Annotated in this window: 12 protein-coding genes; 10 read left to right on the top strand and 2 right to left on the bottom strand. The window is 51.5% G+C overall.

What is annotated here, in order from left to right; genetic code table 11:
• Positions 1–26 precede the first annotated feature (26 nt).
• Both gcvPA and gcvPB read left to right on the top strand, forming a co-directional pair.
• Complete coding sequence (gene gcvPA, locus ACZ5OO_RS06010) at positions 27–1,421, top strand: aminomethyl-transferring glycine dehydrogenase subunit GcvPA (RefSeq protein ID WP_013266272.1); 1,395 nt, start codon at positions 27–29, stop codon at positions 1,419–1,421.
• Positions 1,418–2,983, top strand: coding sequence for an aminomethyl-transferring glycine dehydrogenase subunit GcvPB (gcvPB, locus tag ACZ5OO_RS06005; RefSeq protein ID WP_464078033.1), 1,566 nt, complete (start codon positions 1,418–1,420; stop codon positions 2,981–2,983). Before gcvPA ends, gcvPB begins: the two co-directional genes overlap by 4 nt.
• On the opposite strand, the gene ACZ5OO_RS06000 is transcribed toward gcvPB, so the two are convergent.
• Positions 2,975–3,598: a CPBP family intramembrane glutamic endopeptidase gene (locus tag ACZ5OO_RS06000; protein ID WP_464078032.1), complete on the bottom strand. Its 624-nt coding sequence runs from the start codon at positions 3,596–3,598 to the stop codon at positions 2,975–2,977. The genes gcvPB and ACZ5OO_RS06000 overlap by 9 nt on opposite strands.
• Before the next feature lie 147 nt (positions 3,599–3,745).
• Here ACZ5OO_RS06000 and ACZ5OO_RS05995 point away from each other — a divergent pair, with 147 nt between their 5' ends.
• The gene (locus ACZ5OO_RS05995; protein ID WP_464078031.1) at positions 3,746–6,175 is read left to right on the top strand and encodes a DUF3536 domain-containing protein; all 2,430 of its coding nucleotides are present in this window, start codon (positions 3,746–3,748) and stop codon (positions 6,173–6,175) included.
• Positions 6,176–6,187: 12 nt separating this feature from the next.
• On the opposite strand, the gene ACZ5OO_RS05990 is transcribed toward ACZ5OO_RS05995, so the two are convergent.
• A complete protein-coding gene (locus ACZ5OO_RS05990; RefSeq protein ID WP_464078030.1) occupies positions 6,188–6,688 on the bottom strand; it encodes an NUDIX hydrolase in 501 nt (166 codons plus the stop codon).
• A gap of 94 nt (positions 6,689–6,782) precedes the next feature.
• Between ACZ5OO_RS05990 and ACZ5OO_RS05985 the strand changes: the two genes are divergently transcribed.
• From ACZ5OO_RS05985 to ACZ5OO_RS05955, 7 genes are all read left to right on the top strand, one after another.
• Positions 6,783–7,772, top strand: a complete 990-nt coding sequence (locus ACZ5OO_RS05985; protein ID WP_013266267.1) for a TIGR00269 family protein — start codon at positions 6,783–6,785, stop codon at positions 7,770–7,772.
• Between the two features lie 9 nt (positions 7,773–7,781).
• Positions 7,782–8,840, top strand: coding sequence for a radical SAM protein (locus tag ACZ5OO_RS05980; protein WP_464078029.1), 1,059 nt, complete (start codon positions 7,782–7,784; stop codon positions 8,838–8,840).
• A gap of 77 nt (positions 8,841–8,917) precedes the next feature.
• Positions 8,918–9,190: a hypothetical protein gene (locus ACZ5OO_RS05975; RefSeq protein WP_013266265.1), complete on the top strand. Its 273-nt coding sequence runs from the start codon at positions 8,918–8,920 to the stop codon at positions 9,188–9,190.
• A 3-nt stretch (positions 9,191–9,193) separates the two neighbouring features.
• Entirely contained in the window at positions 9,194–12,379 is a 3,186-nt protein-coding gene (gene ileS / locus ACZ5OO_RS05970; RefSeq protein ID WP_464078028.1) for an isoleucine--tRNA ligase, read from the top strand.
• Complete coding sequence (gene cas4 / locus ACZ5OO_RS05965; RefSeq protein ID WP_464078565.1) at positions 12,376–13,005, top strand: CRISPR-associated protein Cas4; 630 nt, start codon at positions 12,376–12,378, stop codon at positions 13,003–13,005. Before ileS ends, cas4 begins: the two co-directional genes overlap by 4 nt.
• Before the next feature lie 49 nt (positions 13,006–13,054).
• Positions 13,055–14,017: an AAA family ATPase gene (locus ACZ5OO_RS05960; protein WP_013266262.1), complete on the top strand. Its 963-nt coding sequence runs from the start codon at positions 13,055–13,057 to the stop codon at positions 14,015–14,017.
• A complete protein-coding gene (locus ACZ5OO_RS05955) occupies positions 14,007–15,572 on the top strand; it encodes a VWA domain-containing protein (RefSeq protein WP_464078027.1) in 1,566 nt (521 codons plus the stop codon). Before ACZ5OO_RS05960 ends, ACZ5OO_RS05955 begins: the two co-directional genes overlap by 11 nt.
• The last annotated feature ends 9 nt before the right edge of the window (positions 15,573–15,581 follow it).

The raw sequence follows: 15,581 nt of genomic DNA, 5'->3' as shown, positions 1-15,581 counted from the left end.
AGAGCTCCTTTGCATAGGGCTAGGGCATGAGCTATCCATGGATACCTAACTCCTCAGATAGTATTATCAAAGAGATGTTATCAACCGTAGGCGCTAAAAGCTTGGATGACCTATACTCCGACATCCCCAGGGAACTCCTAATAGATGAAAGTAAATGGAACTCCATGCCTATAGGCGCTGGCAGGCCCCTGAGCGAGGTGGAGGTCTCAAGAATTATTGATAAGCTCCTCGACAGAAACGCTAAGTTAAGGGTTCCTCCCTTCGCTGGGGGAGGGCTAAGGCCACACTACGTCCCTCCAGTAGTTAAGGATATAGTAACTCGCGGCGAGTTCCTGACAGCTTACACGCCTTACCAGGCAGAGATAAGCCAGGGACTGCTTCAGGCCCTCTTTGAGTACCAGAGCCTCATGGCTGACCTGCTTGAAATGGACGTCGTTAACTCAAGCATGTATGACTGGGCCAGCGCCCTTGGAGAGGCAGCCCTGATGGCAGTAAGGGTTAAGGGAGCGAAGCGCGTGCTGGTGCCTGACGTGATTAATCCATTTCACCTCTCTACTCTTAAGGCATATACGTGGCCTCAGGGGATAGAGATAGACTTTTACTCCACAGACAAAGAAACCGGCTACGCTGACGTCGAGGATCTCAAGACAAAGCTGGGCAAGGGAAAGGCATCAGCTGTTTACTTAGAGTTTCCCTACACCTTCACTGGAGTTGTTGACATGAACGCCAAAGAAGTCTCTGGGATAGCTCACGACAGTGATTCCCTTTTCATAGTAGGCGTGGACCCCTTGGCACTAGGAATATATAAGTCCCCTGGTGAGCTGAATGCCGACATAGCAGTCGGCGAAGGCCAGCCGCTTGGCCTAGGCCTTTATGCGGGCGGCTCAACGCTTGGCATAATGGCTGTCAGATGGGATGGCTCCCTAATAAAACAGATGCCGGGCAGAATAATAGGGCTGACCACGTCAAAGGATGGAAACTCGAGAGCCTTCACCATGATACTTCAGACCAGGGAGCAGCACATAAGGAGGTCCAAGGCCACCAGCAACATAACTACTAACGCAGCGCTCAACGCCATAGCAGCCGCTGTGTACATGTCGCTCCTGGGCCCCAAGGGAATTAAGGAGCTTGCCGAGGCCATAAGGTACAGAGCGCATTATGCAGCCCTCGTTGTTTCAAGGCATGGCTTTAAGCTGCCGCTGAAGGGCGAGTTCTTTGCTGACTTCATAATAGAGGCCCCTGAGCCTTACTATAATCTCTGGCGCCTCCTGTTGGACAAAGGGATAATGGCTGGCATCCCGCTCTCAAGCCATGTTACATGGGCCAAAGATAGCTGGGGCCTCCTCAGCTTTAGTGAGGTGCACTCCAAGGAAGACATAGACCTCTTAGCCAATTTACTTGGCGAGGTGGTCAGAAAGTGAGCTACAGGCAGTCTGCGTGGAGTGAGCCGTTAATTTATGAACTTGACAGGGGCAGAAGGGGCCTGCTCTTCTCAAGCCTTGTAGAAGAATTCAAGAAATTAGTTGGAGACGCCCCAATACCCCAGGAGGTCGCCAGGGAGAAGGAGCCTGAGCTGCCAGAGGTCAGCGAGGTTGAAGTTGTGAGGCACTTCACCAGGCTCTCTGAGATGTCATATGGTGTTGATAACGGCCCTGTCCCCCTGGGAAGCTGCACCATGAAGTATAACCCGCGCATAGGGCTCAAGTACGCGTTTGATGAAAGGCTTGAGATGGTACACCCCCTTATGCCTGAGGAGAAGATCCAAGGCCTACTCCAGCTCCTATACGAGCTGCAGGAGTGGCTAAAGGCCATAACTGGTATGGACGTGTGCACGCTCTCCCCAGCCGCAGGGGCTCAGGGCGAGTTCACAGGCATCCTCATAATAAAGGGCTACCACGTGGCCAAAGGCCAGGCCGACGTCAAAAATGAGATCATAATTCCTGACTCAGCGCATGGCACGAACCCAGCCAGCGCAGCCATGGGCGGCTTCAAGGTGGTAGAGATACCCACGGCTGACGACGGAAACCTAGACTATGAGGCGTTTAGATCAGCGCTGGGACCCCAGACGGCAGGCCTCATGTTAACTAACCCGTCAACCCTTGGACTCTTTGAGCAGAGGATACTCGACGTGGCCAGGGACGTTCACAACGTTGACGGGCTCCTATACTATGATGGCGCCAACTTGAACGGCATAATAGGCCGCGCCAGGCCTGGGGACATGGGCTTTGACATAGCCCACCTGAACCTTCACAAGACGTTCTCGACACCCCACGGAGGTGGAGGGCCAGGCGCCGGGCCCGTGTGTATTAAGGATCGCCCCGTTAGCGGCTCCCTCAGGCTCAGCGACCTCCTGCCAGGGCCGGTCGTGTACTACGACGATGAGAAGCAAATGTACAGGGTTAGGTGGAGAGGGTCAAACAGTCCAGGCTCCATAAGGCCGTTCCTTGGCAACGTGCCCCAGCTGGTCTGGGCCTACACCTACATACTTTCCCTGGGCCCCCAAGGCCTCAGAAGGGCTGGGGAGGTGGCCACGCTGAACACCAACTACTTCGCGGCAAGGGTACTTAAGGAGACCAAGCTGTTCTCGCTGCCCTACGCTTCATCGAGGCCCAGAAAGCATGAGATTGTAATAAGCGCCGAGCCGCTCCTTAACGAGACTGGAGTGACCGCAGAGGACGTAAGTAAGTACCTCCTAGACGCCGGCCTCTACGCGCCAACCATGTATTTCCCGCTCATAGTCAAGGAGGCATTAATGTTCGAATTCACGGAGTCTGAGACTAAGGAAAACATAGACAAGTATGTGGAGAAACTGAAAGAGGTAGAGGAACTAGCGCGGAGCAACCCGGAGAAGCTTAAGTCTACGCCTCTCAACACAAGCGTGGGCCGCGTTGATGTTGTTAAGGCTAACCATCCAAGAAGTGTAACGCCCACCTACAGAGTCCTCAGGGCCAGGGCCAGTGGCAAGGACCTAGTGCTAAGGTAGAGGAAGTCTTATCACTGGTATCACATAAAGTATCACATAAAGCCAGACCACGTGAGCCACCGATGAGGTAACAAGCCCATACCTCTCGGCAGCCCAAGACATTACAATACCAAATACGAAGGCCGCCAGGGGTAGTACAAGGTCCCCAGTCACCAGATGAACTATGCCGTAAAAGAGGGCGGCAAAGGGCCACTCGAGCTTAAGCCTTTTCTCTACAAACACCCTCTGCACGAAGCCTCTCCAGTAAGGCTCCTCTGAAAGGCCTATGAGCGTCAGTGCAAGAAGTGAGAAGGGCTCCCTGGGTACTACGTCATAAATGAAGTAGACGCCCCTTGAAAGGCCAAGATATACGGTGCCTATCCACCCCAGGTAGAAGAGTAGGTAAGCCAGGCCAGCAAATGGAAGTGACATAACCACGTTTTTGGCGGAAAACCTATAGAAGTTCTTTATCGTAGGGAATAACTTCAAGGAGAGGGCTGCCATAGCAACGGTCGAAGCCGCCATGGCATAGAGAAAGCGAGAGGCAAAGACCCTGAACGATAAAAAGAACAGCAGATAAGGAATAGCGAACAGGAACGCAATCTTTAAGTCCTCATCGCCTAGCCCCCTTGCCATTATTATCACTTCGCATTATGTAAGTTCGAAGCCCTTACCTTATGTGTGCGTCCAGTTTAAATTTAGAAGTAAACTATAAACTGTTAGGCAAAGAAGTATAGTAATATGTTTTTAAGTATCTATGTATTAGAGTGCCCCTGAGCGCGAATGGACGCAAACACTATAGAAGACGCTAGTAGAAGTAGATACCTGGCCATCTTTGGGCACTTCTACCAGCCGCCCAGGTTTAACCCGTGGACTGGAGAGATAGACTATGACCCCTCAGTGAAGCCTTATCATGATTGGAATGACCGCATAACCAGAGAGTGCTATGAGAGCAACGCTATGGCCAAGCTAGAGGACGAGCACGGTCTTGTTGAAGATTTTTTCAACAACTATCTCTACCTCACCTTCAGCTTTGGCCCCCTGCTTCTTGACTACTTAGCCAAGAGATACCCTAATGTGCTCAGCAGCATAGTGGAGGCTGACAAGGAGAGCGTAGTTAGCAGGTCAGGCCATGGCAATGCGCTGGCCCAGCCCTACGCCCACATCATAATGCCCTTGGCCAGCAGGGAGTACAGGGAGACCGCCATAGCGTGGGGCATAAAGTACTTTGAGAAGTACTTTGAGCGCGAGCCTGAAGGATTTTGGCTTCCTGAGGCTGCAGTTGACAACCTAACGCTGGAAATCCTAAGTGATTACGGCATAAAGTTCGTCCTCCTGGGTCCAAATCAAGCTAAAGCAGTTGGCACGCCTGGAGGCCCTAAGAAGCCCGTTGACGAGCAAAGCGTTAATACTAAGGTGACTTACAAGGCAGTGCTTCCCTCCGGAAAGGAGATAGGGGTAGTGCTCTACAATAAATGGCTCTCAGGCCTCGTAGCCTTTGGCGACGCGCTTAAGAGCGGCGAGCTCATACTCAGAAAAGCACTTGAAGCGTTCGACCCTAACAGCCAGACACCTCAGCTAGTCACAATAGCAGTTGATGGAGAGACCTTTGGCCATCATAAGAGAGGAGGCGAGGTGGAACTAGCCAGAGCCTTTTCTCTGGCTCCTAGCTACAGGGTATCACTCACCAACGTATCAGAGTTTTACTCCAAAATATCCCCGCCAGCGTACGAGATTGAGATAGCGGAGAACACGTCATGGAGCTGTCCACACGGCGTTGAACGCTGGAGAAGCAATTGCGGCTGTGGCTCTGATATAAGGCCCGGGTGGACTCAAGCCTGGAGAACCCCGCTCAGGACTGCCGTGGACTTGGCGGCCTCGGAAATTATGAGCTCCTACCTTAAGATCGGCGGTGAAGTGTTCATAGATCCCAAGAAGGCATTGTTGGACTACGGCTTTGTGCTAACGGAAGATTCCTCCTCGGAGGCCGCGGCGGAGTTCCTTAAAGAACACCTCAGGGTCGGCGACGAGAGGTCCAAGAGCTTAGCCCTAAGGCTTCTGGAGATGGTGAGACAGTCGCTCTTGATGCAGTCAAGCGACGCCTGGTTCTTCGAAGATATATATAGGCCTGAGCCCATACAAGCAATGCTTCACATGAGAAGAGCGCTAGAGCTGCTCAGGGAGACATCCGGTAGTGACATAGAGCCTAAAGTACTTGAAGTATTAGATACCGCCAAATCTAACGATCCCTCTGCCGGGACTGGGAAGGATATCTACATGAAATTCGCCATAGGCGCCACAATGACGCCAGAGAAGATGGCAGCAATGCTTGCCATGAGACTCCTCTTCGAGTCAATGCCCCAGGAGACCGACTTTTACTCCTACAGGGTCATAATAGAGAGGCTCTCGCCGCTCAAGCTAGGAAGGTTTAGGGCTCTAAGTGGCGTTGCAACCCTTATATCCAAAGTAACCTGGACCTACCATCATGTAATGTTTGCTGCCATATATTATGGGTGGTACGACGTTTTCGGTGGTGCTAAGACCATATCGTCCATGCAGGAGTACGAGAAAGTTGAGAAGGACATTTCAAACATGTTCTCTAAGGGCATGATGCCCGATCTCGTGAGTTACCTTAGCTCCGTGTTCGGCGATGGCTTCATAGACCTTCAGAGATCCCTTAAGGATGAGCAGAGAATACTGCTCAACCATGTAATGGAGAGCGCTACTGTCGACCTCTCACACCAATTCGACGTCCTTTACGATAATTACATGCCACTCATGCAATATGTGAGGATGCTTGGCATGGATTACCCAAGGGTCTTTGAACACCTAGTTGAGTATTTTGTCGAGAAGTCCATATTACAGCTCTTAACAGAAAGCCCCCTCAACGCATCAATAATAATGGAACTCAGCAGGTGGGCAGCCAACAGCAGCCTGAAAGTTAATCACGAAGTGCCCAGAGCGTACACATTTAGAATGCTGAATTTATTGAAGACCCTTCAAGAAGACCCCTTAAACGAGCAGGCCATGAACGACCTTAGCCTACTGCTCTCCTCATACAAAACACTAGGTCTTAGTGAGGACTACCTGCACCCAGTGCAGGCAGAGTTTGTCAAGCTCAGAAATAAGGTGCTCCGCTCAATTAAGCTGCCCCAACAAGCTAATGACTTGTATAAAGTCATAGCTTTAAATCTTAAGGTAAAGTATCCGTAGCCCCCGTATACTTTAATAACTTTCATTAACCCATGACGTTTCCTTAAGCTTCTCGAGTATCCTAAGCGTCAGGCCCCAAAGAACCAGATCATTACCAAGGAGTATTCCGCGCACCGTCCCTCTCCTTCTGTGCTCAACCAGGCCGGGCTCCTTTAGATCATTTATGTTGACCCAGAAGACGGCATCAACCTCTGGGTCCCTTGGCCTTGGATCCACGGGGCCGTTAAGCTCAGCCACTATGGCCTCTGTATAGATCTTAGGCTCAGAAAGGGTGCTGAAAGTTCCTAGCCTGCCGTGAACCCTTACCAAGCGTGGATGAACCCAGGCCTCCTCCCAGGCCTCCCTCAAGGCCGCCTGCTCAGGGGTCTCCCCTTTCCTTATAAGCCCGCCTGGGAGAGCCACGTCACATGCAAATCTTGACTTTAACGAGCAGTTCTTCCTCTCAAGCAGGACGTGCCGGGGCGAGCCCCAGAGCAGGACTAACACCGCGGCAGAAGGCCTCTGGCTAGACATTGCTCCCCAGAACAAGGTTCAACCGCTGCTTATCCACTTTATTGAAAAACACGTATAATAGGTCCAAAGTAATAGCTAAGCCTCAGGAAGAGGCTTGCCACCCCTCTGCAGCAGGTGCGGCCTAAGGCAGGCCGAGGTTTATCAGCCCCAGAGCGGCGAGTCCCTTTGCCGCGAATGTTTCTTTGAAGACATCACAGCCAGGGTTAAGCGAGAGGTAGAAAGATGGAACATGATAGAGCCTGGAGACGTCATTCTTCTAGCTCTCAGCGGCGGCAAGGATGGCTACACGCTGCTTGACGTAATGAGCAGGATCTACAAGAGCGATAGGCTTATAGGCCTTAACATTATCGAGGGCATTCACGGTTACAACAAGGAGGAGGACGCCCGATATCTGGTGATGACTGCCAAGGAGTTCGGCATTGACGTAATAGTGACTTCAATAAAGGAGTACACGGGCCTTAGCGTCGACGAAATCATGTATAAAGCCAAGGAGCGCTCGACCCGCGTCAGCGCCTGCACTTACTGCGGCATAGCCAGGAGAAGGATTATGAACTACTACGCGAGGGAGCTTGGCGCCAACAAGCTTGCCACCGCACATAACCTCGACGATGAGAGCCAGACCGCCGTGATAAACATACTTAGGGGGGACTTTGAGAGCCTGCTGAGACAGCACCCCCTGGCAGAGCTGGTCAGGGACCCTATGCTGGTCAGAAGGATAAAGCCCCTCCGTAAAATTTATGAGTGGGAGACGGCCACCTTCACCTTCCTCAAAGGATACCACATACAGGAGACGGAGTGCCCTTACATATACCAGCTCCCAACCCTTAGAGCCAAGGTCAGAAGGGAGCTCTATAGGTACGAGAGCGAGCACCCAGGAGCGCTCCTCCGCTTTATTGAAAGCCTTGATAGAATGCTCGAGCCCATAGCTGCCGGCATTAAGCCAAGAAGCGACCTAGGTAGGTGCGTCAGGTGTGGCGAGCCCACGCCAAGCGGAAAGGCCCTCTGCAAGCTGTGTGAGCTACTTGAAGGCATAGGGGTTGCCAGCCCGCTTTACTCCGTCAGGAGGCTAAGAGTCCGCGTTTAGGTGGGCCCCTTGTACGATTGCGCATATGACATAAGAGAGGGACCCAAGGTTTACAATAGGGCGCTTTACAAGATCTACAGGAACTTCCCCCTGATGGGGCACATAGCCTTCGGCGTAATTGAGAGGGGGTCTAACGTTATACAGGTAAGGCCCTCCACCCTCTGCTTTCATAATTGCATATTCTGCAGCGTCGACGCTGGCCCCGGCTCAAAGCACAGAAGGGCCGAATACATGGTCTACGATGTTGAGTGGCTAGCTAAGTGGGCTGGCGAGGTGGCCAGGGCTAAGGGCGGTGACGTAGAGGCGCTCATAGATGGCGTCGGCGAGCCGCTCACCAACACGCGGATAATAGAGCTTATAAAACTTCTAAAACAGGAGAAGGGCATAAAGAGGGTCGCCATTGAGACTCACGGTGGTTCCCTCTCAGTAGAGCTGGGTAAGAGGCTCTACGAGGCGGGCCTCGATAGAATTAACTTAAGCATCGACGCGGTCGACCCCGAGCTTGCCAGAAGAATGGCTGGGGCCTCATGGTATAATGTTGAGAGCGTAATTCAGACGGTGAGAAAGCTTGTCGAGGAGACAAAACTTGATATAGTGCTCACGCCTGTGATTGTACCCGGACTTAATGACAAAGAGCTGCCACGCATAATTAACTTAGCTAGAGAGCTTAAGCTTGGCGTTAGGAGCGGCTGGCCCACCGGTGTCTTGGCTCAAAAGTACGAGGAACATAAGTACGGCAGAAAGCCTCCAGGGGTTAAGCCGTGGGGCTGGGGCAAGTTCTATGCTTACCTTAAAGACCTTGAAGCTAAGACCGGCTATAAGCTAATACCTTCACCTGTGGAGCTTGGCTTTAGTCAGGCCCCTAGGATAGATAAGCCCTATAGGAAGGGTGACAAAGTCACACTGATGATAGCTTCTGAGGGATGGCTTAAGAACGAAATGCTCGGGGTTGACCCTGAGTGTTCCAGAGTCTTTTCAATAGTTGGCGTTAGGGCCCCCATCGGCTCAAAGGTAAGGGCAAAAGTTATTGAAGATGAGAACAACATTTACATAGCTAGGCCCGAGTAAGCAAAGTCCTTTAAGGCTATTTGGCCTCTTAAAAAGCCTAAATAGCCTTCAAGGCACCAGCGGTATAGGTGCAACTAATGCCTGATAGAGAAGGCTCAGCAGTGCACAAGAAGCTCTACAGGATCTATTACACGACCTATTATGACTCTGAACACGAGGAAGTCAAGAGAAAGCTTAAGGAGAAGTATGGGGTGGAACCCGCAGATATAAAGTCCTCAGTGCTGCCAGAGTTCAGGTTCCTGGAGCTGCCGATAGCTAAAGGGGGCCTTGAAAAAGAGATAAGCGAGCTAGTCTCCTCAATCATAGGCTCTAAGTACGTTAAGGTAGACTGGATAGATACTGGGGTGTGAGGCTTGAAGGTCTCAGGCCTTCTAGCGTCTGACAATAGGCCCCAGCACGAGATAGAGGGCTGGGTTTTCAGCTTCTGGGACAAGAATGATATATACCATAAGATGAAGTCGTCTAGAGGCAACAAAGGAAAGCTTTACTTCTTGGACGGCCCCCCCTACGCCAGCGCCTCCTCAATACACCTTGGCACAGCGTGGAATAAGGTGCTTAAGGACGCGTTGCTTAGATATTACAGGATGTTAGGCTATGACGTGTGGGATAAGCCAGGCTATGACACTCACGGCCTGCCTATAGAGATCTTAGTCGAGAAGATGTACAATATAAAGAACAAGAAAGAAATAGAGACTTCCGTTGGCATAGAAAGGTTTGTAAACACGTGCCTTGACGTGGTAGAGAATAACATAAAGGGCATGACAGAGAACTTCAAGCAACTCGGAGTCTTCATGGACTGGGAGAACCCCTATGTCACTTACTCTGATGATTATATAGAGTCCGGCTGGTACCTGTTCAAGGTAGCACATGACAAAGGCCTGCTCTATAGAAGCCAGAGAGTGCTGCACTGGTGCCCTAGGTGCGAGACCACTTTAGCAGATTATGAGGTCTCGGAATACACCGAGCTAGAGGACCCCTCCATCTACGTGAAGTTCAGGGTAAAGGGAAGCGACAATCTTTACCTCCTCATCTGGACCACAACGCCCTGGACGCTGCCAGCTAACGCCTTTGTTATGGCTCACCCTGACATGGAGTACGCAGAGGTTGAAGCCAACGGGGAGAGGTACGTCATACTTAGCAGCAGGGTGGAAGCAGTGATGGGAGAGGCCGGTGTAACTAACTACAGGGTCGTCAGGACATTCAAGGGGTCTGAGCTTGAAGGCCTTGAATACGCACATCCACTTGAGGATATAGTTCCGGCTCAGTCCGTCCTGAAAAAGTATCACAGGGTCGTAATGGCGCCGGAGGCCGTTGTTGCCACCGAGGGAACGGGCCTAGTGCACTCGGCCCCAGGTCATGGTGACATAGACTTTGAAGTCGGCTCCAAGCTTGGGGTGCCGCCCATAAGTGTAGTCGATAACCAGGGCAGGTTGACTGAGGACGCCGGAAAGTACAAGGGCCTTTACTTCAGAACGGAGGCCAACGAAGCTATAATTAATGACCTGAGGAGCAGAAGGGCGTTGTTCCACATAGGTAAGGTAAGGCACAGGTACCCAATATGCTGGAGATGTAAGACCCCCCTAGTACTCAAGACCACAGAGCAGTGGTTCATAGGCGTCAGTAAGCTAAGGCAGGAGCTGCTTAGGCAGCTCGATAACGTTGAGTGGGTGCCCTCGTGGGCCAAGAGCAGGATAGCCTCGCTAGTCACCAATATAGAGGACTGGGTGGTTAGCAGGCAGAGGTACTGGGGCATACCACTACCCATATGGGTCTGCAACAACTGCGGTCACGTGGAGGTCGTAGGAAGCGTTGACGACGTAGTCAGGCTTGGCGGCCGTCGCCCCGAGCACCTGCACAGGCCATGGATTGACGAGATCACCCTGAGGTGCCCCAAGTGCGGCGGTGTCATGACCAGGGTGCCTGACGTCGCTGACGTCTGGTTTGACAGTGGCATAGCATTCTATGCTAGCCTGGGCTTCCCCAGGAACAAGGAGGCTTTCAACCGCCTTATGCCCGTCGACCTTGTGCTCGAAGGCCATGACCAACTGAGGGGCTGGTTCTTTAGCCTCCTGCGCTCGGGGGTGATAGGGTTTGGCAGCGCACCTTACAGGAGGGTGCTAGTTCATGGGTTTGTCCTGGATGAACAGGGCAGGGAAATGCACAAGTCCCTCGGTAACTACGTCGCTGTTGAGGATATCCTGAAGAAGTACCCACGCGACGTTCTTAGGCTCTACTTACTGCGTAACACCACATGGGAGGACCTCAGGTTCTCATGGCATAACATAGACGTAACGGCCAGGGACTTCACCATAATGAGGAACGTGTACGCGTTTGCCTCGATGTATATGAGCTTAGACGGCTTTGACCCAAAGGCTGTTACCTTGGACTCCGTAAGGGATCACCTTGAAGTCGAGGATCGCTGGCTGCTATCAAGGCTTAACAGCTACCTCGACGAGTACAGGAAGCGCCTTGATAAACTTGAGGTTCACGAGGCAGCCCGCATAGTAAGGGACTTCATAGTTGAGGACATTAGCAGATGGTACTTAAGGCTCATAAGGAGGAGGGTGTGGGAGGAGAGCGACACGCCCTCAAAGAGGGCCGCATATGCAACGCTCTACGCGGCGCTCAAGACGTGGATCCTCATGGCAGCTCCAATAATGCCCTTCCTGAGCGAGTACCTCTATCAGAACTTCATTAGGCCAGCCGAGCCTGATATGCCAGAGAGCGTCCACATGACCCGGCTACCTGAGCCTGACTTCTCGCTTATAAACAAGGACCTTGAGGACAAAATGGAGATCGTAAGGAAGATAACCGAGTACGCACTATCGGCCAGAATGAAGGGAGGCATTAAGCTAAGAAGACCGCTTAAGACGCTATACATATCACCTTCGTCACAGGTCGTGCAGGACGCAGTTAAAGAACTTCAAGGCTTACTAGCTCAGGCCGTCAATGTCAAGGAAGTTAAAGTAATATCCTCAGAGCTCCTTAACGAGCTGAGAGAGTACAGCCTTGAGCCCGAGTTCAGCACCATGGGGCCTGACTTCAAGAAGTTAACCCCCGCCGTCATAAAGGCCCTGCAGAGTGACGCCATGGCTGCACGTGAGATACTGCAGAAAGGTTTCTATGATATTACCGTTAACGGGCAGACCGTGAGGGTGGAGAGGAGGCACGTGAGGATAACTGCGAAGTACCCAGACTGGCTCCTCGCAGAGGAGACGCCTTACGGCACTATAGCCCTTGACAGGCGCATTTCTGAGCAAGAGGCGCTCGAAGGCACCGTAAGGGAAATAATAAGGAGAGTCCAGTACATGAGAAAGCAGGCGGGCCTCTCCGTGGATGCATACATAGAGCTCTGGATCAATGGCGATGAGGAGCTTCTAGCCGCAACCAAGGTTCTAGAGGATTACGTGAAGTCCGAGACTAGAGCTGCCGCAATACATTATGACTCACCCCCTGAGGGTGTAAAGTCCAGCGAGTGGGAGGTCGATGAGAAACGTCTGAGCCTAGCAATAAGGGAGGTCAAAAGAAACCAACAATAATAAGGCCCAGCGACCTTCATACATTTGGCTATTGTCCAAGGCTTGCATTCTTTGAGCTTTACATGCCCAGGAGGAGAGGCCTTCTTGAGATCCTGAGGCTATTCATAGGAAGGGCCTTCCATGCCATGTTTATGCTTAGAGATAAAGTTAAGGGCTACATAAGTGAACACGACCTTGTCCTAAGTCTAAATGAGAACGTCATGATAGTTGGACGGGCAGATGCTGTCAAAGTAGCCGAGGGGAAGGCGCACATCATTGAAAGGAAGAGCTCAAAAGCGCCAAGGAAAGGAGCGTGGATCAGCGACATTATTCAGGCTAGCGCTTATGGGCTTATGGTTGCCAGAAACTATAGACCTCAAGAAATTACTGTTGAGGTCAGGTATCCAACGGCGTCAAGGGTGTTTAAGTTTGACAGCAGGCTCTCAGCCCTAGTACTTAAAGCCATAGATGACTACCTGTTAGTTAAGAAGAACGGCATACTTCCAGCAGCTAAGAGAGGCCGTCGCTGCAACAGCTGCCCATACAGGGAGGCCTGCTTCCTTCTTGACCTAGAGGGCGAGGAGGCTAAGAACCTGGAGGAGCCGGGCTCCTGGCTTATTGACATCGATACCATAGAGGAACAGTAAGACAAAAACCCTTTAGCTAGCATAACCAGAGAGGCAGGAGTAACCGAAAATGGAGAGCTATGGCAGTGATAAGGAGGACCCCATAGAGGCTAAGGCCAGGGAAATCTACTCGCAGGTCTCAGAGGCCGCCAGACCTGTGAGGAACCCCGTGGAAGCGGTCAAAGTGCTCGAGGAGAGGTTTAAACTGTTGGTAGACCTCAGGATAGTTAAAGTTACTTTCGCAGCGTTCATGATAGGCAGGCCAGTGCTCTTCGAGGGACCCCCGGGCACTGGCAAGACAGAGATTGGAGAGGCCCTCCTAAGGCTGTGGTCTGGCAGGGACCCTTTTGTTTTACCCGCCTCCCCAGATTACGATGAGTATAAGACCATTGGCGACTTCCATCCCCTCATGGCTATGAGGTATGGCTTCAATGAGAACTCGTTCATCCCGAGGCCTCTGCTCGCGGCCATGATACTAGACGCCGGGGTTCTGATAGACGAGATCAGGAGAAGCAACGAAGATTTCCAAAACATGCTGTTGGACATAATAGATAAGAGGAGAATAGTCGTGCCTGAGCTGAAAAGGGCCTTTAAGGCCAAAGGTCTAGGATTTCAGTTTATCTTTACCAGCAATCCAACCGACGTAGCACAGGGAGAGCTAAGCGATGCCTTCTTGAGGAGGGTTGTCAGGATTAAGTTCACATACCCTGATCCTGAAGACGAGCTTAAAATAATAATGTTACACGTAAACGATAGGCCCCTCGTAAAGGACTCTATGTTGAGGAGGGTGGTCAGCGCGGTTAACGCCCTCAGGAGCTCCAACAGCATGTCACATAAGCCAGGCGTTGACGCATCTATTTCCTGGGTTCGCTTAGCGCAGGCGATTGCAAAGACTGAAGGAAGTGCAAGCGTGCTTCCGAGGCACTTGATTGAGACCGCCGCCGCTGCACTCATAAAGGACCCAGCCGATGAAGACACGGTGTATGCAACCGTCAAGGAATACATCGGTGAAGGAGTCACCTATGAGGACTGAGGATTTAATAAACCTTGTGCGTAAGTTGGCGATGTTCCTCAGATCTCAAGGCAAAGGTGTTAGTATAAGTGAGGAGCTTACCGCCATATACCTTGCAGAGGCGTACTTTAACCTTAGCGACCGCGCTGATTATGATGATATAATGACGATAATTCTGGCAGCGCTCGCTAAAGATGATGAGTCAGAGGCCCTGATAAAGGAATACCTATCTGGGTTGCCAGCATGGCACGATAACTTCGACAACAACCTTAGGAAGAGGGGATGCAAAGACCATAACCCGAAACCGTATTATGATGTTATCAATGAAGTACAATATGTGCATGGAATTCCTAAGAACCCACGCAAGTTAAAGTACGTTGCAAACATGTTAGCCAAGCTGGGCGAACTGCGAGATCCTCGCGTTGTCGCTAAAATTCTGGAGCAGAGACCCTCCATAGCGTTAAGCGTTGGCAAAGAAAGAAGCCTGGCAGCTGTCAGGTATATGAACGCAGAAAAAGCGGCAGAGGTTATAAGAAAGCTCATTGCAAATGCGGACAGTTACGAGGAAGCCCTAAGCGTAGCTAAGGCCGTAGATCCCAGACTCCTCTGGAGGGTCGAAATTAAAGGCTTCATAAAGGGGTCCTCGCTTGAGGCCTTAGTTAAGGCTTCCCTCTCACTAAGGCACGCCGCAGCTTCCTTAAGTGATCGGGAGCCACGTTACCTTCAACTTGCAATGGAGGAAAGCAAATACGCGGAAGCTGCTCTTAGCAAAGTTGATGATAAGGAACTCGGCGAGACTGCCAGAAGCCTTCTAAACGAAGCTAAAGCTATAATAGGGGTGGCTCAGGGAGGCACAAGTTCCTTAGCTAACTTGCCGCCAGAGGTCTTAATCCCGGTAGTTCAGGATCTTTATATTAATACTGAAGACGTGAAGGAAAGAAGGGCCCTTGAACGCCTTTTAGAGCTTTCACTCACCAGAACAGCGACAGGTCTACATCAGGGCAAGAGAACAACTTATAACACCGCTGGCGGGCGGCTTGACTTGAGAAGGTCCGAGCTAAAGTACATAAGAATGGCCAGTAACTTTATGACCTATAGAACTCGCGAGAAGGTAAAGAGCTTCTCGCTCTTACTGGACATAAGCGGCTCCATGAGGCCATACTCTTCTATGGCGCTAGCGGCTGCCGCTTTGGCCACGGACAGCATAGATTTACTGGTGCTCTTTAATGATACAGTGAAGCCTGTAAAGGGGCCCCTGAAGAGGCAGACCATGATAAGGCTGTTGGCGTCGCTCAGGTTCGATGGGTATACCAACGTTTCCCAGGCCTTGAGGGCCTCTGAAACCGCTAAGAGAGTTGTCATGATATCTGACCTAAGGCAAACCGTCAGGGACTTGGAGCCCTCTGAAACAATCTGCAGCTTCATCAGCAAGGGCCGTAGGTTAGCCCTTCTTGCGCCTCCGTCGGCCAGTTTAGCTGAGATCTCAAAGATACAGTGCTGCGGCGCGACTGTAGTAACGGTGAGCGGACAGAGTGACGTCATAAGGGCCTTTTCGGAGATTCTCAGGAAAGTTTAAGTCGACGTC

The organism is Acidilobus aceticus, assembly GCF_055392325.1.
Note: the sequence above shows the minus strand (reverse complement) of the source record. Positions and strands in the feature narration are given on the sequence as shown.

Excerpts from the sequence above, each read along its gene's own strand:
- gcvPA (WP_013266272.1), top strand. The coding sequence starts at position 27 with ATGAGCTATCCATGGATACCTAACTCCTCAGATAGTATTATCAAAGAG.
- ACZ5OO_RS06000 (WP_464078032.1), bottom strand. The coding sequence starts at position 3,598 with ATGGCAAGGGGGCTAGGCGATGAGGACTTAAAGATTGCGTTCCTGTTC.
- ACZ5OO_RS05995 (WP_464078031.1), top strand. The coding sequence starts at position 3,746 with ATGGACGCAAACACTATAGAAGACGCTAGTAGAAGTAGATACCTGGCC.
- ACZ5OO_RS05990 (WP_464078030.1), bottom strand. The coding sequence starts at position 6,688 with ATGTCTAGCCAGAGGCCTTCTGCCGCGGTGTTAGTCCTGCTCTGGGGC.
- ACZ5OO_RS05975 (WP_013266265.1), top strand. The coding sequence starts at position 8,918 with ATGCCTGATAGAGAAGGCTCAGCAGTGCACAAGAAGCTCTACAGGATC.
- ACZ5OO_RS05960 (WP_013266262.1), top strand. The coding sequence starts at position 13,055 with ATGGAGAGCTATGGCAGTGATAAGGAGGACCCCATAGAGGCTAAGGCC.
- ACZ5OO_RS05955 (WP_464078027.1), top strand. The coding sequence starts at position 14,007 with ATGAGGACTGAGGATTTAATAAACCTTGTGCGTAAGTTGGCGATGTTC.